This window comes from Burkholderia sp. AU44665, from assembly GCF_030504405.1.
GTDB lineage: Bacteria > Pseudomonadota > Gammaproteobacteria > Burkholderiales > Burkholderiaceae > Burkholderia > Burkholderia semiarida.
In genome coordinates this window covers 464,118-481,175 of record NZ_JAUJRI010000002.1, presented here as the reverse complement: position 1 = coordinate 481,175, position 17,058 = coordinate 464,118, and the positions used below count along the sequence as shown (strand labels likewise).

At 67.5% G+C, this 17,058-nt stretch carries 21 protein-coding genes and 1 riboswitch; of the genes, 11 read left to right on the top strand and 10 right to left on the bottom strand.

Annotated features, from left to right (window positions below):
• Nucleotides 1-2: 2 nt before the first annotated feature.
• The 5 genes from tolA to QZM15_RS07335 form a co-directional block, all read right to left on the bottom strand.
• Complete coding sequence (gene tolA, locus QZM15_RS07355; RefSeq protein ID WP_059574260.1) at nucleotides 3-1,058, bottom strand: cell envelope integrity protein TolA; 1,056 nt, start codon at nucleotides 1,056-1,058, stop codon at nucleotides 3-5.
• A complete protein-coding gene (tolR, locus tag QZM15_RS07350; RefSeq protein WP_006484943.1) occupies nucleotides 1,055-1,504 on the bottom strand; it encodes a protein TolR in 450 nt (149 codons plus the stop codon). The genes tolA and tolR overlap by 4 nt, the downstream gene beginning before the upstream one ends.
• A gap of 10 nt (nucleotides 1,505-1,514) precedes the next feature.
• Nucleotides 1,515-2,192 carry a protein TolQ gene (gene tolQ / locus QZM15_RS07345; protein ID WP_059574259.1) on the bottom strand — a complete coding sequence of 226 codons (678 nt, stop codon included), beginning with the start codon at nucleotides 2,190-2,192 and terminating at the stop codon, nucleotides 1,515-1,517.
• Nucleotides 2,193-2,336: 144 nt separating this feature from the next.
• Nucleotides 2,337-2,822 (bottom strand): tol-pal system-associated acyl-CoA thioesterase, encoded by a 486-nt coding sequence (ybgC, locus tag QZM15_RS07340; protein WP_059574258.1) that lies wholly within the window; start codon nucleotides 2,820-2,822, stop codon nucleotides 2,337-2,339.
• Nucleotides 2,823-2,943: 121 nt separating this feature from the next.
• A complete protein-coding gene (locus QZM15_RS07335) occupies nucleotides 2,944-3,690 on the bottom strand; it encodes an SDR family NAD(P)-dependent oxidoreductase (RefSeq protein ID WP_059574257.1) in 747 nt (248 codons plus the stop codon).
• Between the two features lie 180 nt (nucleotides 3,691-3,870).
• Nucleotides 3,871-3,971: riboswitch (ZMP/ZTP riboswitch) on the top strand.
• A gap of 137 nt (nucleotides 3,972-4,108) precedes the next feature.
• Between QZM15_RS07335 and glyA the strand changes: the two genes are divergently transcribed.
• From glyA to QZM15_RS07300, 7 genes are all read left to right on the top strand, one after another.
• On the top strand, nucleotides 4,109-5,356 hold the full coding sequence (gene glyA / locus QZM15_RS07330) for a serine hydroxymethyltransferase (RefSeq protein WP_059574256.1): 1,248 nt from the start codon (nucleotides 4,109-4,111) through the stop codon (nucleotides 5,354-5,356).
• Nucleotides 5,357-5,362: 6 nt separating this feature from the next.
• On the top strand, nucleotides 5,363-5,842 hold the full coding sequence (nrdR, locus tag QZM15_RS07325) for a transcriptional regulator NrdR (protein ID WP_050011738.1): 480 nt from the start codon (nucleotides 5,363-5,365) through the stop codon (nucleotides 5,840-5,842).
• Nucleotides 5,843-5,995: 153 nt separating this feature from the next.
• Nucleotides 5,996-6,559, top strand: coding sequence for a GspH/FimT family pseudopilin (locus QZM15_RS07320; RefSeq protein ID WP_302106121.1), 564 nt, complete (start codon nucleotides 5,996-5,998; stop codon nucleotides 6,557-6,559).
• The gene (locus tag QZM15_RS07315; protein WP_124859726.1) at nucleotides 6,556-6,969 is read left to right on the top strand and encodes a hypothetical protein; all 414 of its coding nucleotides are present in this window, start codon (nucleotides 6,556-6,558) and stop codon (nucleotides 6,967-6,969) included. The genes QZM15_RS07320 and QZM15_RS07315 overlap by 4 nt, the downstream gene beginning before the upstream one ends.
• Complete coding sequence (locus QZM15_RS07310; protein WP_302106120.1) at nucleotides 6,959-7,792, top strand: PilW family protein; 834 nt, start codon at nucleotides 6,959-6,961, stop codon at nucleotides 7,790-7,792. The genes QZM15_RS07315 and QZM15_RS07310 overlap by 11 nt, the downstream gene beginning before the upstream one ends.
• 143 nt (nucleotides 7,793-7,935) lie before the next feature.
• A complete protein-coding gene (locus QZM15_RS07305; RefSeq protein ID WP_181035421.1) occupies nucleotides 7,936-8,463 on the top strand; it encodes a hypothetical protein in 528 nt (175 codons plus the stop codon).
• Nucleotides 8,460-8,906 (top strand): type IV pilin protein, encoded by a 447-nt coding sequence (locus QZM15_RS07300; RefSeq protein ID WP_181035419.1) that lies wholly within the window; start codon nucleotides 8,460-8,462, stop codon nucleotides 8,904-8,906. Before QZM15_RS07305 ends, QZM15_RS07300 begins: the two co-directional genes overlap by 4 nt.
• A 67-nt stretch (nucleotides 8,907-8,973) precedes the next feature.
• Here QZM15_RS07300 and QZM15_RS07295 read toward each other — a convergent pair whose 3' ends face one another.
• The 3 genes from QZM15_RS07295 to QZM15_RS07285 form a co-directional block, all read right to left on the bottom strand.
• The gene (locus QZM15_RS07295) at nucleotides 8,974-9,417 is read right to left on the bottom strand and encodes a DUF3318 domain-containing protein (RefSeq protein ID WP_059574252.1); all 444 of its coding nucleotides are present in this window, start codon (nucleotides 9,415-9,417) and stop codon (nucleotides 8,974-8,976) included.
• 43 nt (nucleotides 9,418-9,460) lie between these two features.
• A complete protein-coding gene (locus QZM15_RS07290; protein WP_059574251.1) occupies nucleotides 9,461-9,850 on the bottom strand; it encodes a phage holin family protein in 390 nt (129 codons plus the stop codon).
• A gap of 122 nt (nucleotides 9,851-9,972) precedes the next feature.
• Nucleotides 9,973-10,275 (bottom strand): YqjD family protein, encoded by a 303-nt coding sequence (locus QZM15_RS07285; protein ID WP_006494044.1) that lies wholly within the window; start codon nucleotides 10,273-10,275, stop codon nucleotides 9,973-9,975.
• Between the two features lie 317 nt (nucleotides 10,276-10,592).
• Here QZM15_RS07285 and QZM15_RS07280 point away from each other — a divergent pair, with 317 nt between their 5' ends.
• On the top strand, nucleotides 10,593-11,231 hold the full coding sequence (locus tag QZM15_RS07280) for a peroxiredoxin (RefSeq protein WP_006476788.1): 639 nt from the start codon (nucleotides 10,593-10,595) through the stop codon (nucleotides 11,229-11,231).
• A gap of 130 nt (nucleotides 11,232-11,361) precedes the next feature.
• On the opposite strand, the gene QZM15_RS07275 is transcribed toward QZM15_RS07280, so the two are convergent.
• Nucleotides 11,362-12,549 carry an acyl-CoA dehydrogenase gene (locus tag QZM15_RS07275; RefSeq protein WP_060011435.1) on the bottom strand — a complete coding sequence of 396 codons (1,188 nt, stop codon included), beginning with the start codon at nucleotides 12,547-12,549 and terminating at the stop codon, nucleotides 11,362-11,364.
• A 113-nt stretch (nucleotides 12,550-12,662) separates the two neighbouring features.
• On the opposite strand from QZM15_RS07275, the gene QZM15_RS07270 reads away from it, so the two are divergent.
• Together QZM15_RS07270 and QZM15_RS07265 are read left to right on the top strand one after the other, a co-directional pair.
• Nucleotides 12,663-13,454 (top strand): IclR family transcriptional regulator, encoded by a 792-nt coding sequence (locus QZM15_RS07270; protein ID WP_099316095.1) that lies wholly within the window; start codon nucleotides 12,663-12,665, stop codon nucleotides 13,452-13,454.
• Between the two features lie 152 nt (nucleotides 13,455-13,606).
• Nucleotides 13,607-14,017 carry a GFA family protein gene (locus QZM15_RS07265; protein WP_302106119.1) on the top strand — a complete coding sequence of 137 codons (411 nt, stop codon included), beginning with the start codon at nucleotides 13,607-13,609 and terminating at the stop codon, nucleotides 14,015-14,017.
• Between the two features lie 219 nt (nucleotides 14,018-14,236).
• Here QZM15_RS07265 and QZM15_RS07260 read toward each other — a convergent pair whose 3' ends face one another.
• Nucleotides 14,237-15,040, bottom strand: coding sequence for an EAL domain-containing protein (locus QZM15_RS07260; protein WP_059574247.1), 804 nt, complete (start codon nucleotides 15,038-15,040; stop codon nucleotides 14,237-14,239).
• Nucleotides 15,041-15,396: 356 nt separating this feature from the next.
• Between QZM15_RS07260 and QZM15_RS07255 the strand changes: the two genes are divergently transcribed.
• Nucleotides 15,397-17,058 (top strand): FAD-dependent oxidoreductase, encoded by a 1,662-nt coding sequence (locus QZM15_RS07255; RefSeq protein ID WP_302106118.1) that lies wholly within the window; start codon nucleotides 15,397-15,399, stop codon nucleotides 17,056-17,058.

Below are 17,058 nucleotides of genomic sequence, written 5' to 3'. Positions count from 1 at the left end.
TTTCACTCCGCCGCCTTGAAGGTAATCGTAATGTCGGACGGGGTACGGCCGTTAGAATCGGGCGGCAACGGGACCGACGCGTGGATCGCATTCACCACGGCTTGATCCCACCCCGAATTCCCGCTCGAGCGGGAGACCGATGCGCTCAATACGTCACCGGACGGCGTGCACCGAATCTTGACGACGGTGGTCAGGCCTGCCCGCTCACCGCCCCAAACGATGTTCGGCTTGACGCGGCGGCGCACCTTGTCGGCATAGCCGGGCGTCGCGGCATTGCCGCCGGAGCCCGTGCCGGTGCCGCTTTTCGCCAGGCCGTCGCCGCCGCCTTCGCCGGCGCCGGACAGGCCTTGCAGTTGCGCGAGTCGCGCGCTGCGCTCGCGGTCGAGCTTCGCGTTCGCCGCCGCATTGGCCTTCGCGCGCGCCGCGGCTTCGGCCTTCGCCTTGGCCTGGGCTTCCGCCTTGGCCTTCGCGGCCGCGTCGGCCTTCGCCTTCGCCGCCTGCTGTGCTTCGAGTTGCGCCTGCTTTTGCTGCTGGAGCTTCTGTTGTTCGAGTTTCTGCTGCTCGGCGAGCTGCTGTTGCCTGAGCTTCTCGGCCTGCTTCTGTTTGTCGCGTTCCGCGGCCTTCTGGGCGGCGAGGGCGGCGGCCTGCTGCGCGGCGAGCTGCGCACGCCGGGCTTCCTCTTCCTGCTGGGCCTTCAGTTGCTGGGCGCGGCGCTGCTGCTCGAGTTGCGCTTCGCGCGCGGCCGCTTCCTGCTGGCGCTTCTTCTGCTGCAGCGCGATGTCGGCCTGCTCGTCGCGCACCGGGGCAGGGGGCGGCGCGACCTTCGCGGGCGGCGCGGGCGTGACCACCGGCCGCGGCGCGGGGACGTCGGGCACTTCGGTCCACAGCTCGGCCTCGGCGCCGGCCGGCGTGCTGTTCTGCCACTGCACGCCGTGATAGAGGAACAGCGCGAGCAGCACGTGCATCAGCGCGGCGAGCGCGAACGCGCGCCACGTCCCGCGCTCGCGGGGAGGCTGGAGCGGGTACGCGGATCTGCGCGTGGATTGCTGCCGGTTCATTGCGATTTGACGAGGAGGCCGACGCGCTTGACGCCGCGCGCCTTCAGATCGGACATCACGGTCATGACGGCATCGTACTGCACGGTCTTGTCGGCTGCGATCACGACCGGCTGGTCAGGGTGATCGGCCTGCCGGGCCGAGATGAAGCTGTCGAGCTCGGCCTTCGTCATCGTGTCTTCCTGGGTCGCGCCCGAGTCGCCCTTGTACTTGACGCTCATCGTGCGGTCGGCCTTGATGTTGACGACGACGGGCGGCGTCTGCTCTTGCGGCGCGGCATTGCCGACGGTGGGCAGGTTGATGATCGACGGGGCGACGAGCGGTGCGGTGACCATGAAGATCACGAGCAGCACCAGCATCACGTCGATGTACGGCACGACGTTGATGTCGGCCATTGCGCGGCGCGAGCGGCCGCCGCGCATGCTGGATCGGATGGGGCTTCCTGCCATGGCGTGCTCCTTACTGGGCCTGACGCTGCAGGATGTTCGAGAACTCTTCGATGAAGGTCTCGAAGCGGATCGCGAGGCGATCGATGTCGTGCGCATAGCGGTTGTACGCGACCACCGCCGGAATCGCGGCGAACAGGCCGATCGCGGTGGCGACGAGCGCCTCGGCGATGCCCGGCGCGACGTTCGCGAGCGTGGCCTGCTGCACGTTCGCGAGGCCGCGGAACGAGTTCATGATCCCCCAGACCGTGCCGAACAGACCGATGTACGGGCTGACCGAGCCGACCGACGCGAGGAACGCGAGGTTCGCCTCGAGCACGTCCATTTCACGCTGGAACGACGCGCGCATCGCGCGGCGCGCACCGTCGAGCACGAGGCCCGGGTCGCTCAGGCGCTTTTCCTTTCCCTTCAGGAATTCGCGCATCCCCGATTCGAAGATCCGCTCGAGTGCGCCGATCGTATGGCGGTTGTTGGCTGCGCTCTGATACAGCGCCTGCAGGTCGCCGCCCGACCAGAAGTCCTTTTCGAAGCGTTCGGTCTGCGCGCGCGCGCGGCGGATGGCAAACCATTTGCGGAAGATGAAGGTCCACGACATCAGCGACAGCAGCAGCAGCAGCCCCATCACGGCCTGGGCCAGCACGCTCGCGTTGAGGACGAGGGAAATGATCGACAGGTCTTGAACAGTATTCATAGAGGTTTGAGTAACGTCCCTTCGGGGGTGCCCGGCAAGGGCGTCCGGCGTGCGTGCGGCGCGGCGCGCCGGCCATGCCTGACGCCGAACCTTGCTTAGTATCGAATCAGAACGGCAAGTTCATAGGCTGTGTCTAAACGGCGCTCATGCGAGCTTCGTTGACAAACCAGTCTGCCCGGCGTCGATGACGGGCCCGCGTTGCAGCGCGTCGAGCACGGCCGGCGGGATGGCCGCGGGCCGGATGCCGTGACGGTCGACGCAGCCGAGGCGGATGTGCCCGACCACGAGCAGCGTGTCGCCACACCAGGCTTCCTGCGTGAATTCCACCGACGCGCGGCCGATGCGTCCAGGCCGGCTCGTGATCGTCAACGTGTCGTCGAGTCGCGCTGGCGCGCGGTAGTCGAGCGACGTGTTGCGCACAATGAAGATCGCACCGGTATCGTCGGCGAGCCGACGCTGGTCGACGCCGCAGGCGCGGAGCCACTCGGTTCGGGCGCGTTCGAAGAACTTCAGGTAGTTGGCATAGAAGACGATGCCGCCTGCGTCGGTATCCTCGTAGTACACGCGCACCGGCCAGGTAAAGCCGGACGGCGCTTCCGGGGAGCGGGTGGGCTGAGTCATGGCGCGCATTCTACCGGAAGGCAAAGACCGGATTCGTAACCGATTCGTAACGGAATGTAGTGCGTCGTGGCACACCGTCATGGCACACCGCGGGCCGGCCGGAGGCGGGCCCGCGGCTGCGGGCGACGTGTCAGCCGCGATGGACGGTGAGGCCGGCCGGGGCTTGCGCGACCGGCATCATTTCGATCGTGTTGATGTTGACGTGCGCGGGGCGCGTCGCAATCCAGTAGATCGTGTCGGCGATGTCCTCGGCGGTGAGCGGCTGGACGTTCTGGTAGACGTTCGCCGCCTTTGCATCGTCGCCGCGGAAGCGGACGTTCGAGAACTCCGTGCCGCCGCACAGGCCCGGCTCGATGTCGGTGACGCGCAACGGTGTGCCGATCAGGTCGGTGCGCAGGTTCAGGCTGAATTGTCTGACGAACGCCTTGGTCGCGCCGTACACGTTCCCGCCCGGATACGGATAGGTGCCGGCCACCGAGCCCAGGTTGAAGATATGGCCGCGACCGCGCGCGATCATGCCGGGCAGCAATGCGTGCGTGACGGTCACGAGACCCGAGCAATTCGTGTCGATCATGGTCTGCCACTCGTCGAGGCTCGCCTTCTGGGCCGGCTCGACGCCGAGTGCGAGGCCGGCATTGTTGACGAGTACGTCGAGCGCCGCGAATTCGGCGGGAAGGGCGGCTGGCACGGCCTCGACGGCGGCGCGGTCGCGCACGTCGAGCTCGAGCGGCAGCAGGGCGTCGCCGAGTTCGGCGGCGAGCGCGTCGAGACGGTCCTTGCGGCGTGCGGTCGCGACGACGCGATGGCCGCCCTTGACGAAGGCACGGGAGATGGCGGCGCCGAAGCCGGCGGACGCGCCTGTGACGAACACGATCATTGCTGCTCCTGGTCGGTAACGGAATAGCGGGTGGAATCCCGCAAGCCTACTGAGAATGCCGCACCGCGGCAAGGCGGCAAAGCGTGTCGGCACGGGCGCGTAGAGTCCGGCCCCAATTGATTCGGGCGCCCTGCCGCGCGGTTGCCTATTCATGACGCATCCAATACACTAATGCGCTCATCACCCCTGCGTGACTGGCGATAGAACCCTTCGGGTTCAAGGTGGAGCATCCCACCGTGAAGCGCGGGGCGCCGTTTTTGCCGTTCGCCTGGGCAGCCGTTGTGCGCCGTCGCGTGCATCGCCGGTGGCTGTCCTGCCTCGCGTCATACGGATTCTTCCGCCACGTCGAGCTGGTCTCGCCAGCAGCGCACCGTACTCGGCCACTCCGGTCAACCTGTACACACTTAACGGAAACCGTATGTTTGACAGAGCCCAAAGCACCATCGCGAACGTCGATCCCGAAATCTTCGCAGCGATCGAGCAGGAAAACCGCCGCCAGGAAGATCACATCGAGCTGATCGCGTCGGAAAACTACACGAGCCCGGCCGTGATGGCCGCGCAGGGCTCGCAGCTCACGAACAAGTACGCGGAAGGGTACCCGGGCAAGCGCTACTACGGCGGTTGCGAGTACGTCGACGTGGTCGAGCAGCTGGCGATCGACCGTGTGAAGCAGCTGTTTGGCGCGGAAGCCGCGAACGTGCAGCCTAACTCGGGTTCGCAGGCGAACCAGGGCGTGTTCTTCGCGATGCTCAAGCCGGGCGACACGATCATGGGCATGAGCCTCGCGCATGGCGGCCACCTGACGCACGGCTCGCCGGTGAACATGTCGGGCAAGTGGTTCAACGTGGTGAGCTACGGCCTGAACGAAAACGAAGACATCGACTACGACGCGGCCGAGAAGCTGGCGAACGAACACAAGCCGAAGCTGATCGTCGCGGGTGCGTCGGCGTTCGCGCTGAAGATCGATTTCGAGCGTCTGGCGAAGATCGCGAAGTCGGTCGGTGCGTACCTGATGGTCGACATGGCCCACTACGCTGGCCTGATCGCGGCGGGCGTGTACCCGAACCCGGTGCCGCACGCGGATTTCGTGACGACGACGACGCACAAGAGCCTGCGCGGCCCGCGCGGCGGCGTGATCCTGATGAAGGCCGAGTACGAGAAGCCGATCAACTCGGCGATCTTCCCGGGGATCCAGGGCGGCCCGCTGATGCACGTGATCGCGGCGAAGGCCGTGGCGTTCAAGGAAGCGCTGTCGCCGGAGTTCAAGGCATATCAGCAGAAGGTGGTCGAGAACGCGCGCGTGCTGGCCGAAACGCTGGTCAAGCGCGGGCTGCGGATCGTGTCGGGCCGCACGGAAAGCCACGTGATGCTGGTGGACCTGCGTGCGAAGAACATCACCGGCAAGGCAGCGGAAGCGGCACTCGGCGCGGCGCACATCACGGTGAACAAGAACGCGATCCCGAACGACCCGGAAAAGCCGTTCGTGACGAGCGGCATCCGTCTCGGCTCGCCGGCGATGACGACGCGCGGCTTCGGGCCGGCGGAAGCCGAGCAGGTCGGCAACCTGATCGCCGACGTGCTGGAGAACCCGGAAGATGCGGCGACGATCGAGCGCGTGCGCGCGCAGGTCGCCGAGCTGACCAAGCGTTTCCCGGTCTATCGCTGATCGCCGATGCGCTGCCCGTTCTGCCGGCATGACGACACGCAGGTCGTCGACTCGCGCGTGTCCGAAGATGGCGCCGCGATTCGGCGGCGCCGCCGCTGCTCGGCTTGCGACAAGCGCTTCACGACGTACGAGCGGGTCGAGTTGTCGCTGCCGTTCGTCGTGAAGAAGGACGGCAGCCGCACGGAATTCGACCGTCGCAAGATCGTCGCCAGCATGCAACTCGCGCTGCGCAAGCGGCCGGTTGCCGCCGACGCGATCGATGCGGCGGTCGCGCGCATCGAATATCAACTGCTCGCGACTGGCGAGCGTGAAGTGCGTAGCGAGAAGCTGGGCGAGCTCGTGATGAACGAGTTGCGCGGCCTCGATACGATTGCCTATGTGCGCTTCGCATCGGTGTATCGCCAGTTCGAGGATGTCTCCGAATTTGCCGACGTGATCGAAGAGTTCCGTCGCGCCTCTCCCGCCAAGACCCCGCGTAAGCGCTGACGCGCTGCGTTCGTTCATCGTCTGCTCCGTTGGTTCGATTCGCGCCGATTGTGTCGGTCGCGATCGCATGTCGCCAGTCGGCCGTTCGGCCAATGGCGTGCGTCCGCACGCGCCGCTACAGTCGTCGCATCACCGTGGCGGAGGACGATTGCGATGGAACCGGGCGCTCAATCCTTGAAGAATGTGGTGCAACGATCGGGCGGATTCACGCTCGTCGAGCTGATGGTCGCCCTGTCGCTGGCGGCGGGGCTGGCGCTCTATGCGGTGCCCACATTCGACCAGTGGCGCATGCGTGAACGCGTGGATGCCCGCTCGCGCGCGCTGCTCGGTGCGCTGTCGTTTGCGCGTACCGAGGCAACGCGCCTCGGTACGCGCGTCACGCTGTGCCGCGCCGGGCGCGACGGCGCCTGCCTGCGTGCCGGAGAGCGGTGCGATCGGGCCGAATGGTCGTGCGACTGGATCGTCAGCGGGCAGGTCGACGGGTACTCGCGTGTGCTGCGACGCTATCCGCGCGATGCGGAAGTGGCCGTCGTGGGCGCCGCGCATGAGCTCGCGTTTGCGCCGCCGGCCGGCCAGTCGATCGGCGGGATTCGGCGTTTCGAGTTGCGTCCGAGGCGCGGCGTGTCCGATGCCGACGACGCGCGCGCATCGCGTTGCGTGCGCATCGCGGCCGGCGGCCGCGCGCGGCTGGTCGCCGGCCGCTGCGACGCGGCATGATCGCCATGCGCCATGCCATGCGCGGTACGTCGTTGCTCGAGGCGACGCTCGCCATCGCGCTGCTCGCCACCGTGATGTTGGCGGTCGCCGGCAGCCAGCTCGCGATGGCGCGTACGCAGCGCGCGACGATCTGGCGCGAGCGCGCGCTGTGGCTGGCCGATGCACGTATCGAGCGTCTGCATGCCGCGGCGGCGGTCGACGACGGCCTCGCGGCGTCGGCGGCGACGTCGTTGCCCGGTGGCGCGATGACGCTCGACGGCGGGCCGGGCGGCGTCCGCTACGCGGTCGTCGGCTGGCGGGGCGGCAACGGGGGCGCGTCGCCGCGCTGCGATGCGGCAGGGGCGTCGTCAGCGCAGCCGCGATCGTGTGTCCGGATACCATTTCGGGAGAGGGCACGCGATGAGCGCTGATCGCCGTACGTGTGGCCATACGCTGCTCGAAGTGCTGATTGCGATGACCGTCGGGCTGCTCGTGCTCGCGGCGGCCGGTACGCTGTACCACGCGCAGCGCATTGCGCAGCGTCGCGCGGAAGACGGGTTCAGGATGCGCGACGCGGCGGCTGCCGCGCTGATGCTGATCGGTCAGCAGATCCAGATGGCGGGTTTCCGGCCGCTCGATGCCGAAGCGGCATCGCCGTTGCCGCCGGTGTTCGGCTGTTCGACGGCACGCGTGCGCGGTAGCGGCGCACAGGTGCGCTGCGAGCCCGCGCGTTCGGCGTCGGACGCGTTGCTGGTCCGGTATGTCGGCGATGCCGTGTCCACGTGGACGACGGTGAGCGGCCAGGCGTCGGATTGCCTCGGGCAGGGTGTCGGCGAGCCGGGCGAGCCGGCGCCGGTGGAGAATCGCTTCGATGCGCATGTCAGCCCGTCGACGGGCGAGCCCGAACTGTATTGCGAAGGAAGCGGCCGTCCGGGCACGCCGCAGCCCGTCGTGGCGGGGATCGATCAGTTGCGCATCCGTTATTTGCGTCGCGGCGCCATGCGGTTCGTCGACGCTGACGCGATGCGTGCCGACGACTGGCGCGAGGTCGTGGCCGTGCATCTCTGCGTCAGGGCGCGCGGCGAGCCGATGCGCGAACCGGCGCGTCAGGTCGACTGCGACGGCCGCGTTGCCGTGCCGTCGGACGGCCGCGCCCGTTTGACGCTCGATCGCATCGTCGCGTTGCGCAACGTCGCGCTCGCCGCCGACGCTGCGTCGCATGATGCCATTCGAGCAAGCGAGGTGGCGCGATGAGCGGAGCAGCGCGATACGCGCGGGATGGCATCTTGCGACGCGGCGAGGCTGGCCACGCGCACGAGCGCAGCGTCGCGAGCGGCGGCGATCGGCAGCACGCCGTACGTGCTCGCGTTCCAGCGGCGACTCCGCGCGAGCCGAACATGCGTTTCCGGCCCGGTCGCCGTGCGTGGCGGCGCGATGCGGGCCTTGCGTTGCCTGCGGTGATCGCCATCGGCGCAGCGGTCGCGGCACTGACCGGTACATGGTTCGACGCCGCGCTGACGGAGTCGCGCCGCACACGCGCATTGTCCGATCGGCTGATTGCATTCCACGCGGCCGATGCCGCGCTTGCCGCGTGTACCGCGCGATTGCTGCGCGGCTCGGCGCCGTATGTGTACGAAAGCGAATCGCATGCGGAGCCCGACGCATGGCGACGCATGCCGCCGCTGGCGGCTGCCGAAGCGTTCGCGCCATTCGCCGAATGGCCGATGGCCGAGCAGCCGCCGCGATGCCTGATCGAGGCGTGGCGGCGTCCGGCAGGGCAGGCACGCGACCGCGCTTATCTTGTGACCGCGCGCGGTGTCGGCGCGCACGCGTCGAGTGCCGTATGGCTGCAGCACCAGGTTGCGATGCGGGACGGCCATATCGTCGTGCTGCGCTGGCGTCGTGTCGCGGCGGTGCTTCGATGAACGGCCGCCTGTTCAGGGCTCGAGCGGCGGGGTTCACGCTGATCGAACTGATGATCGTGCTCGCGATCGTCGCGGTGCTGGCCGGGTGGGGTATCCCGTCGTATCGCGAGCATGTCGTGCGGGTTCACCGCGCGTCGGCGGTGTCCGCGCTGTACCGTGCGGCCCAGTATCTCGAAACGCTCGACGGTGCACCGCCGGCGGCATTGCCGGACGTGCTCGCGCAGGCGCCGCCGGACGGGCCGGCCGTGTATCGATTGACGCTCGGGCGGCCGGACGGCGACGAGTCGCCGGTGAGCTATGAACTGGTAGCGACGCCGCTCGAAACGGGGCCGATGCGCGACGATGCATGCGGCATGTTCACGCTGCGCTCGGACGGGACGAAAGGCAATGCGGGAAGTGGGGGCGCCGACGAACCAGGCGCTGCCTGCTGGGGCGTGCGCTGAGTTCGCAACGAACGCGCGCAAGGAACGCGCGCGGCGGCGCATGGCCGTGCGCGCACGAGGCCCGCGGTCAGTCGTCGCGTGCGTCGAGCCCGCGCTCGTCGCGGGACTGCTTCCAGATCCGGTAGACCTCCCATGCGGCGAAGCCGAGCGTGCCCCACTTCAACGCGGGGCCCGCGCTTGCGCGTAGCAGCGAGCGAACGGGTTTCGCGAGCACGAGCGATGCGAGGGAACTCAGCATCGGATACTGGTTGACGAGGTGGCCGAGGCTTGCGTTCAGGTTCCTGGCCGACTGGCCGAACTTGCCGGTCGACAGCCCCGGGATGAACACCTTGAGCCAGCTGAAGCGCGTGACGGCCTGGCGCATTTCGGCGGCGGCTTCCGCGAGTTCGAGCCGCTCGACTTCGGATCGCAGGATCAGCAGTTCCTTGCGCAGCGCGCGGTGCTGCGACGCGCTCCAGTTCGATCGCGACGAATGGGAGCGGGATGGATTGCCCGTGATGTTCTGGCTCATGGCGCGTCGGCGAAGTAGGTGGAAGGGATGAGCGCGAGGGCGTTCACGGCTTGCCGCGGAACAGGTCGCGGTCTTTCTCGAGTTCGGCGAGCGTCGCCTCGAACACGGTTGGCGCGCCCCGCAGGCCCGAGCGCGCCTTCAGCCCGCATACGATGCCGCCAACGGCATACAGCGCGGTGATCGCGGCGAGCGACTGCCAGCGGTAGGTATCCCAGAACGCGATCGCGATCAGCACGGTCAGGCTGATGAGTGCCATCGTCGCGAGCATCATCGCGGCGAGGCCGAGGAACAGCACGCCCATCAGGCGCTCCTTCTCCTCGGCAAGCTCGATGCCCACCAGTTCGAGGCGCGTTTGCAGGAGGCCGATGGCCGAGCCGACGAGGCGGCGCAGCGGTCCTTGACCGGACGGCTGCGAGGGGGTGTCTGTCGTCATGGATGCGGTGCTTGCGCGTACAGTGAGCAGCTAGGACAAAGCCGCCGGCGCAGGCCGGCCGGCTTCGACGCCCGCGCGCCGCGTCATCATGCGGCCCGCGGGACGAAACGGCGCAAAGCGCTTTACTTGCGGTTGATCAGCAGGCCGATCAGCACGCCAACGCCGGCAGCCACGCCGATCGACGTCCACGGATGCTCATGCACGTAGTCGTCGGTCGCGCGCGCGGCCTTCTTGCCTTTCTCGACCACCACGACCTGGACGTCGGCTGCCTTTTCCTTGGCCTGCTTCAGGCGCGACATGGCTTTCTCGCGCAGCTCGGCCGCACGGTCGCCCGTGCTGCTCGCAGCTTGCTTGAGCAGGTCTTCGGCGTCCGAGAGAACGGTTTTGATATCCGACATCAGTTTCTCCTTGTTGATTTCCGACATTGCAACTCCCTTCGTGCTGTCATGCTGCAGGTTCACATCGTAGCGAAACCCGTGCCTGCTGGCGAGCCGGGAAGACGCACGGCGGCAGCGCAAGACTGCATGGTAAACGACTTGTAATGATGAACAGAGCGGCAAAGGGATTGAAAAGTTTCCCCGCTGCCGTCCGTTCTCCCACGACGCCGGGTAAAAATGACAAAAAAGTATGAATATCAAACGGAATAATCGTTCGCACGGCCCATTGCTTCCCGTAAGCTGATGGACTGCCCCGCGCTGTCCGGCGCGCGGTTTCAACCAGCATCGTTCGAGGAGGGAACATCATGAGTCTGCGTCTTGGCGACATCGCACCGGATTTCGAGCAGGAATCGAGCCTGGGCACCATCAAGTTTCACGAGTGGCTCGGCAACAGCTGGGGTGTCCTGTTCTCGCACCCGGCCGACTACACGCCGGTGTGCACGACCGAACTCGGGCTGACCTCGAAGCTGAAGGGCGAATTCGAGAAACGCAACGTGAAGGTGATCGCGCTGTCGGTCGACGGCGTCGAATCGCACAAGGGCTGGATCAACGACATCAACGAGACGCAGTCGACGGTCGTGGGCTTCCCGATCATCGCCGACGCGGACCGCAAGGTGTCGCAGCTGTACGACATGATTCACCCGAATGCGAACGAAACGCTGACGGTGCGTTCGCTGTTCGTGATCGACCCGAACAAGAAGGTGCGGCTCACGATCACCTATCCGGCCAGCACGGGGCGCAATTTCGACGAAGTGCTGCGCGTGATCGATTCGCTGCAGTTGACCGACAATTACAAGGTCGCGACGCCCGGCAACTGGAAGGACGGCGACGACGTCGTGATCGTGCCGTCGCTGCAGGATCCGGAAGAACTGAAGAAGCGCTTCCCGAAGGGCTTCAACGCGGTGCGTCCGTATCTGCGCCTGACGCCGCAGCCGAACAAGTAAGCATCGACGCAGCCCCTGCCCGCGGCTGCGATGACAAAGGCCCGTCCGGCAGCGATGCCGGGCGGGCCTTTTACGTGGCGGCGCTCGCAGGCGCGGCATCGCCGCCGCCGCGTGCGTCATGGCCGAATCATCAGAAGAACGCCTGGATGCCCGTCTGCGCGCGGCCGAGGATCAGCGCGTGGATGTCGTGCGTGCCTTCGTACGTGTTCACCACTTCGAGATTCACGAGATGGCGCGCGACGCCGAATTCGTCGGAGATGCCGTTGCCGCCGAGCATGTCGCGCGCGAGCCGCGCGATGTCGAGCGCCTTGCCGCACGAGTTGCGCTTCATGATCGACGTGATCTCGACGGCGGCCGTGCCTTCGTCCTTCATCCGGCCGAGGCGCAGCACGCCTTGCAGGCCGAGCGTGATTTCGGTCTGCATGTCGGCGAGCTTCTTCTGGATCAACTGGTTCGCGGCGAGCGGCCGGCCGAACTGCTGGCGGTCGAGCACGTACTGGCGTGCGGTGTGCCAGCACGACTCGGCGGCGCCGAGCGCGCCCCACGCGATCCCGTAGCGCGCCGAGTTCAGGCAGGTGAACGGGCCGCGCAGGCCGCTCACGTTCGGCATCAGGTTCTCTTCGGGCACGAACACCTCGTCGAGGACGATCTCGCCGGTGATCGACGCGCGCAGCCCGACCTTGCCGTGGATCGCCGGCGCCGACAGGCCCTTCCAGCCCTTCTCGAGGATGAAGCCGCGGATCGCGTCCTTGCCGTTTTCTTCCAGTTTCGCCCACACGACGAACACGTCGGCGATCGGCGAATTGGTGATCCACATCTTCGCGCCGGACAGCGCGTAGCCGCCCGGCACCTTCTTCGCGCGCGTGACCATGCTGCCCGGGTCGGAGCCGTGGTTCGGCTCGGTCAGCCCGAAGCAGCCGATCCATTCGCCGGTCGCGAGCTTCGGCAGGTATTTCCGCTTCTGCGCGTCGGAGCCGAATTCGAAGATCGGCACCATCACGAGCGACGACTGCACGGACATCATCGACCGGTAGCCCGAATCGACGCGCTCGACTTCGCGCGCGATCAGCCCGTAGCTCACGTAGTTGAGGCCGGGGCCGCCATATTCCTCGGGAATCGTCGGGCCGAGCAGGCCGAGTTCGCCCATCTCGCGAAAGATGGCCGCGTCGGTGCGTTCGTGGCGGAACGCTTCGGTGACGCGCGGCGCGAGCTTGTCCTGTGCGTAGGCCTGCGCGGCGTCGCGGACCATCCGCTCGTCCTCGGTCAGTTGCTGGTCGAGCAGCAGCGGATCGTCCCAATGAAAAGTTGCAGCACTCATCGTCTCATCTCCTGTTGGTCCGGTCTTCCAGCCGGCCCCATGCCAAAGTTCGCTTGACTATGGTTCCGCTGTGCGGAACAATGTTTTGCAAATTGAACTCAGTGTAGCACCGGATGACGCTTTCAACCACCGACGACACCACGATCGACGAGCGCAAGTTCGTCGTCGCGCTCGCACGCGGGCTCGACCTGCTGCGCGCCTTTCGGCCCGGCGAGACGATGCTAGGCAATCGCGATTTCGCGGAACGCACCGGCCTGCCGAAGGCGACGGTGAACCGGCTCGCCTATACGCTGACCGTGCTCGGCTATCTGCGCTACGACGAGACGCTCGGCAAGTATGCGCTGGACGCCGGCGTGCTGTCGCTCGGCTACGCGTTGCTGTCGGGCTCGGGGACGATCGATCTCGCGCGGCCGCACATGCAGGCGCTCGCGCGCGAGATTGGCGCGGCCGTATCGCTCGGCTGCCGCGACGGGCTCGACATGATCTATCTGGAGACGATCCGCAGCGAGACCGCGCTGACGCTCGGGCTCGCGCCCGGTTCGCGGCTGTCGATGCTGACGAGCTCGATGGGGCGCGCGTACCTGGCCGTGCAGCCGGAGGACGTGCGCGGCGCGCTCTATGCCGAGCTGCACCGCGCGGCCGGCGGCGCGGCCGATGCCGATGCGCTCGTCGCCGCCGCGCAGCACGCGGTGGCCGAGTTCTCGGCGAGCGGTTGCTGCTATTCGTTCCGCGCGTGGCACACGGACGTGAATGCGGCAGCCGTGCCGTTTCGCGAGCCGCGCGAGGGGCGCTGGTTGATCCTGAGCTGCAGCGGCCCCGCATCGTCGATGGACGAGGGCGTGTTCCGCACGCAAGTCGGGCCGAAGCTGAAGGCGCTCGCGCAACGGCTCGGGCAGACGGTCTGAGCAACGAGCGCGCGCGCAGTTCGCCGTCGCCGGGCAACGGGTTCGTTGGTCGCGGGGGCGGAAGCGGAAGGGGCGGCGCGGTTGCGTATTGTGCGACGGGCGAACCGCGCTCATCATCGTTCGCCTGTGTCCTGACGATCACGAGGTTCGCGATGCCGCACCCCGAAACGATGGAAGGCGGATGCGCATGCGGCGCGATTCGCTACCGGATCGCCGGCCTGCCGGCCGATGCCGGCTTCTGCCACTGCCGGCTCTGCCAGCGTACGACGGGCGCGGCGGTCGTCGCATCGGCATCGGTGCCGATCGACTCATTCGAATACCTGCAGGGCGAACCGACCGTCTATGCGTCGAGCGCGTGGGGCGAGCGGCGTTTCTGCGGCCGCTGCGGCGCGCAGCTCGAATACCGGCGCTCCGTGGCGCCGCGGACGGTCGAGATCAATTACGCGACGCTCGACGAGCCGTCGCGGCTGCGTCCGGCGTGGCATGTCTGGTACGGAGATCGTTTCCCGGGCATCGAGATCGACGACGATCTGCCGAAGTACGACGACGGTGGAAGAGAATAAGAATAGGCGGCTGGTTCACGCCGACGCGCCGGTGTGGATCTCGCGCGCAAGCAGGTCGGACCTTTCCGCGTAAAGAACAAGAAACCGGCCGGCGTCGAGCGACGCCGGGTGCGGAAACCTGAAAACCTGAAACCTGCAACCCGACTCCCGAAGCGGCACGACACGCCGTCATCCAGCGTGCCACGTCCCGCGCGCGGCGCGCACCTTCCGCCGCGCCGCTCAGGCCGTCACGACTTTCGCGAACACCGGCCCCTGCATGAACCGCACGTCGTGCTGGCGCAGCAGCTCGCACTGCGTCTCGTCGACCACACCGTCGAAGATCAGCGGAATCCGCACGCGCTGCGCATAGGCGACGAGCGCCTTGACCATCCCGTCGCGCAGCGCGATGCCCGCATCCATCTTGATGTAGTCGGGGCGCGCCATGTCCGATTCGACCGCGAGGATGCGGCCCGGGTCGGGCAGCTTGTCCGCGACCTTGAAGCCGTGATGCTGGTAGCTGCGCGTCAGGTAGCCGAGGAACGTCTTGTGGGCGACCGCGACCGCCGGCAGCTCGATCACGATCCGCTCGGGCGGCAGCCCGAAGCGCTGCAGCACCGACGAGAAATGCTTGCCGTGGTCGTACTTCACGCTCTTGAGCAGCCGCTCGTGCACGCGCAGGAACAGCAGCCCGTGACGCTGCGCACCGAAGAAATTGATCGCGTGCAGCGCGCGCGACAGGCGGTCGATCGCGACGAGCGTCTGGTCGTCGACGGCCGCGTCGACCGGATCGTGCTGCGCGCCCGTGACCAGCGTGACGGCCTGGAAGCCGAGCTCGTCGCCGTAGCGCTCGATCGCGTCGGCGAACGACGTCGATTGCGGCGCGCCGGGCATCGTCACGTCGTAGATCGGCTCGTACGCACTGGCGAGCGTGCGCTCGGGCAGATTCGCGCACGCGGTGCCGCCTTCGGCAAGCGCGAGGTGTTCCCGCAGATACGGCAGTTGCCCGGCACGGGCGACCAGCTCGGGGATGGTAGGCGGAATCATCGGCGTGAGAAGGAAAAATGGCGGCCGAAAGGGCCGCCTCGTTGACTTGATATTAGCAGTGCGCGCCGCGCTCGGCTTGGCGTTTCACTCATATGGTTATCCCGTCCCCGAGTGAACGATTAGGGTTTACGTTGTTTTCACTATTCGTAATTGGTTTTACTATTCGTAAATCCAAAGATAGGTCGCCGATCAAGAAATGCGGCAGGCGGGCGCCGCGACACGGCGCCGTTCGCGAATCAACAGAAGCAAGGAGCGAGACGTGGCGGTTGTTGACAGGACAGGCGGGCAGGCGCGCCGGCAGGAGACGGGTGGAGCGACAGGCGCGGCGGTGCGCGTACGGCGCGGTTGAGGAGCGGATGGCGACCATGAGCATCGATTACCAGACGCTGAAGTTCGAGTACCGCGCCCGCGCGCACGACGCGGCCGTCCACCCGGTGATCGTCGTCGGCGCGGGCCCGGTGGGCCTCGCGGCCGCGATCGACCTCGCGCAGCAGGGCGTGCCGATCGTGCTGCTCGACGACGACGACACGCTGTCGACCGGCTCGCGCGCGATCTGCTTCGCGAAGCGCACGCTCGAGATCTTCGACCGGCTCGGCTGCGGCGAGCGCTTCGTCGACAAGGGCGTGAGCTGGCACGTCGGCAAGGTGTTCCTGCAGGACGAGCAACTGTACGCGTTCGACCTGCTGCCCGAGGAAGGGCATGCGCGCCCCGCGTTCATCAACCTGCAGCAGTACTACGTCGAAGGCTATCTGGCCGATCGCGCGTTCGAGCTGCCGAACATCGACATCCGCTGGAAGCACAAGGTGACGGGCGTCGCGCAGTCGGCCGAACACGCGGTGCTGACGATCGAGACGCCGGACGGCGTCGCGACGCTGCGCGCGCAGTACGTGATCGCGGCCGACGGCTCGCGCAGCTCGATGCGCACGATGATGGGCCTGGAGAGCCGCGGCCGCACGTTCAAGGATCGCTTCCTGATCGCCGACGTGAAGATGAAGGCGGAGTTTCCGACCGAGCGCTGGTTCTGGTTCGATCCGCCGTTTCATCGCAACCAGTCGGTGCTGCTGCACCGCCAGCCAGACAACGTGTGGCGCATCGACTTCCAGCTCGGCTGGGATGCCGATCCCGTCGCCGAAAAGCAGCCGGAGCGCGTGATCCCGCGCGTGCGCGCGCTGCTCGGGCCGGACGTCGAGTTCGAGCTCGAGTGGGTGAGCGTCTATACGTTCCGCTGCCAGCGGATGGACACGTTCCGGCACGGCCGCGTGCTGTTCGCCGGCGATTCGGCGCACGGCGTGTCGCCGTTCGGCGCGCGTGGCGCGAACAGCGGCGTGCAGGATGCGGACAACCTCGCGTGGAAGCTGAAGCTGGTGCTCGACGGCCACGCGCACGACCGCCTGCTCGACACCTATGCGAGCGAGCGGGAGTTCGCGGCGGACGAGAACATCCGCCACTCGACGCGCTCGACCGATTTCATCACGCCGAAGAGCGCGGTGTCGCGCGTGTTCCGCGATGCGACGCTGAAGCTCGCGCGCGACTGCGAATTCGCGCGCAGGCTGGTGAACAGCGGGCGCCTGTCGGTGCCGGCCGTGCTGGCCGATTCGCCGCTGAACACGCCGGACCGCGGCGGCGACGCATTCGCATGCGCGATGCGGCCGGGCGCGGCGGCGGCCGATGCGCCGGTGCGTGCGCACGGCGCGTCCGGCTGGCTGCTGCGGCATCTGTGCGGCGGCTTCACCGGCGTGCTGTTCGGATTGCCGGGCGACGCGGCCGCGCTCGCGCAGGCCGTCAGCGGTCTCGCGCCGACGGTGCGGCCGGTGCTCGTCGTGCCGGCCGGGCACGCGCGGCCGGCAGCCGGCGTCGACGTCGTGGAGGACGTCGACGGGCTCGCCGCGCAGCGCTACGACGCGCAGCCCGGCACGTTCTACCTGCTGCGTCCCGACCAGCACGTGTGCGCACGCACGCGCACGCTCGAGCGTCAGGCGATCGCCGACGCACTGGCGCGCGCGACCTGCGCACGCTGA

What these genes read in the sequence shown, in the direction of transcription:
- QZM15_RS07270 (WP_099316095.1), top strand. Translation starts at nt 12,663, where the DNA reads ATGACGCTTTCAACCACCGACGACACCACGATCGACGAGCGCAAGTTC.
- QZM15_RS07305 (WP_181035421.1), top strand. Translation starts at nt 7,936, where the DNA reads ATGCGTTTCCGGCCCGGTCGCCGTGCGTGGCGGCGCGATGCGGGCCTT.
- tolA (WP_059574260.1), bottom strand. Translation starts at nt 1,058, where the DNA reads ATGAACCGGCAGCAATCCACGCGCAGATCCGCGTACCCGCTCCAGCCT.
- QZM15_RS07285 (WP_006494044.1), bottom strand. Translation starts at nt 10,275, where the DNA reads ATGTCGGAAATCAACAAGGAGAAACTGATGTCGGATATCAAAACCGTT.
- QZM15_RS07265 (WP_302106119.1), top strand. Translation starts at nt 13,607, where the DNA reads ATGCCGCACCCCGAAACGATGGAAGGCGGATGCGCATGCGGCGCGATT.
- QZM15_RS07295 (WP_059574252.1), bottom strand. Translation starts at nt 9,417, where the DNA reads ATGAGCCAGAACATCACGGGCAATCCATCCCGCTCCCATTCGTCGCGA.
- QZM15_RS07255 (WP_302106118.1), top strand. Translation starts at nt 15,397, where the DNA reads ATGGCGACCATGAGCATCGATTACCAGACGCTGAAGTTCGAGTACCGC.
- QZM15_RS07280 (WP_006476788.1), top strand. Translation starts at nt 10,593, where the DNA reads ATGAGTCTGCGTCTTGGCGACATCGCACCGGATTTCGAGCAGGAATCG.
- tolR (WP_006484943.1), bottom strand. Translation starts at nt 1,504, where the DNA reads ATGGCAGGAAGCCCCATCCGATCCAGCATGCGCGGCGGCCGCTCGCGC.
- ybgC (WP_059574258.1), bottom strand. Translation starts at nt 2,822, where the DNA reads ATGCGCGCCATGACTCAGCCCACCCGCTCCCCGGAAGCGCCGTCCGGC.
- tolQ (WP_059574259.1), bottom strand. Translation starts at nt 2,192, where the DNA reads ATGAATACTGTTCAAGACCTGTCGATCATTTCCCTCGTCCTCAACGCG.
- QZM15_RS07310 (WP_302106120.1), top strand. Translation starts at nt 6,959, where the DNA reads ATGAGCGCTGATCGCCGTACGTGTGGCCATACGCTGCTCGAAGTGCTG.
- QZM15_RS07320 (WP_302106121.1), top strand. Translation starts at nt 5,996, where the DNA reads ATGGAACCGGGCGCTCAATCCTTGAAGAATGTGGTGCAACGATCGGGC.
- nrdR (WP_050011738.1), top strand. Translation starts at nt 5,363, where the DNA reads ATGCGCTGCCCGTTCTGCCGGCATGACGACACGCAGGTCGTCGACTCG.
- QZM15_RS07335 (WP_059574257.1), bottom strand. Translation starts at nt 3,690, where the DNA reads ATGATCGTGTTCGTCACAGGCGCGTCCGCCGGCTTCGGCGCCGCCATC.
- QZM15_RS07275 (WP_060011435.1), bottom strand. Translation starts at nt 12,549, where the DNA reads ATGAGTGCTGCAACTTTTCATTGGGACGATCCGCTGCTGCTCGACCAG.
- glyA (WP_059574256.1), top strand. Translation starts at nt 4,109, where the DNA reads ATGTTTGACAGAGCCCAAAGCACCATCGCGAACGTCGATCCCGAAATC.
- QZM15_RS07315 (WP_124859726.1), top strand. Translation starts at nt 6,556, where the DNA reads ATGATCGCCATGCGCCATGCCATGCGCGGTACGTCGTTGCTCGAGGCG.
- QZM15_RS07300 (WP_181035419.1), top strand. Translation starts at nt 8,460, where the DNA reads ATGAACGGCCGCCTGTTCAGGGCTCGAGCGGCGGGGTTCACGCTGATC.
- QZM15_RS07260 (WP_059574247.1), bottom strand. Translation starts at nt 15,040, where the DNA reads ATGATTCCGCCTACCATCCCCGAGCTGGTCGCCCGTGCCGGGCAACTG.
- QZM15_RS07290 (WP_059574251.1), bottom strand. Translation starts at nt 9,850, where the DNA reads ATGACGACAGACACCCCCTCGCAGCCGTCCGGTCAAGGACCGCTGCGC.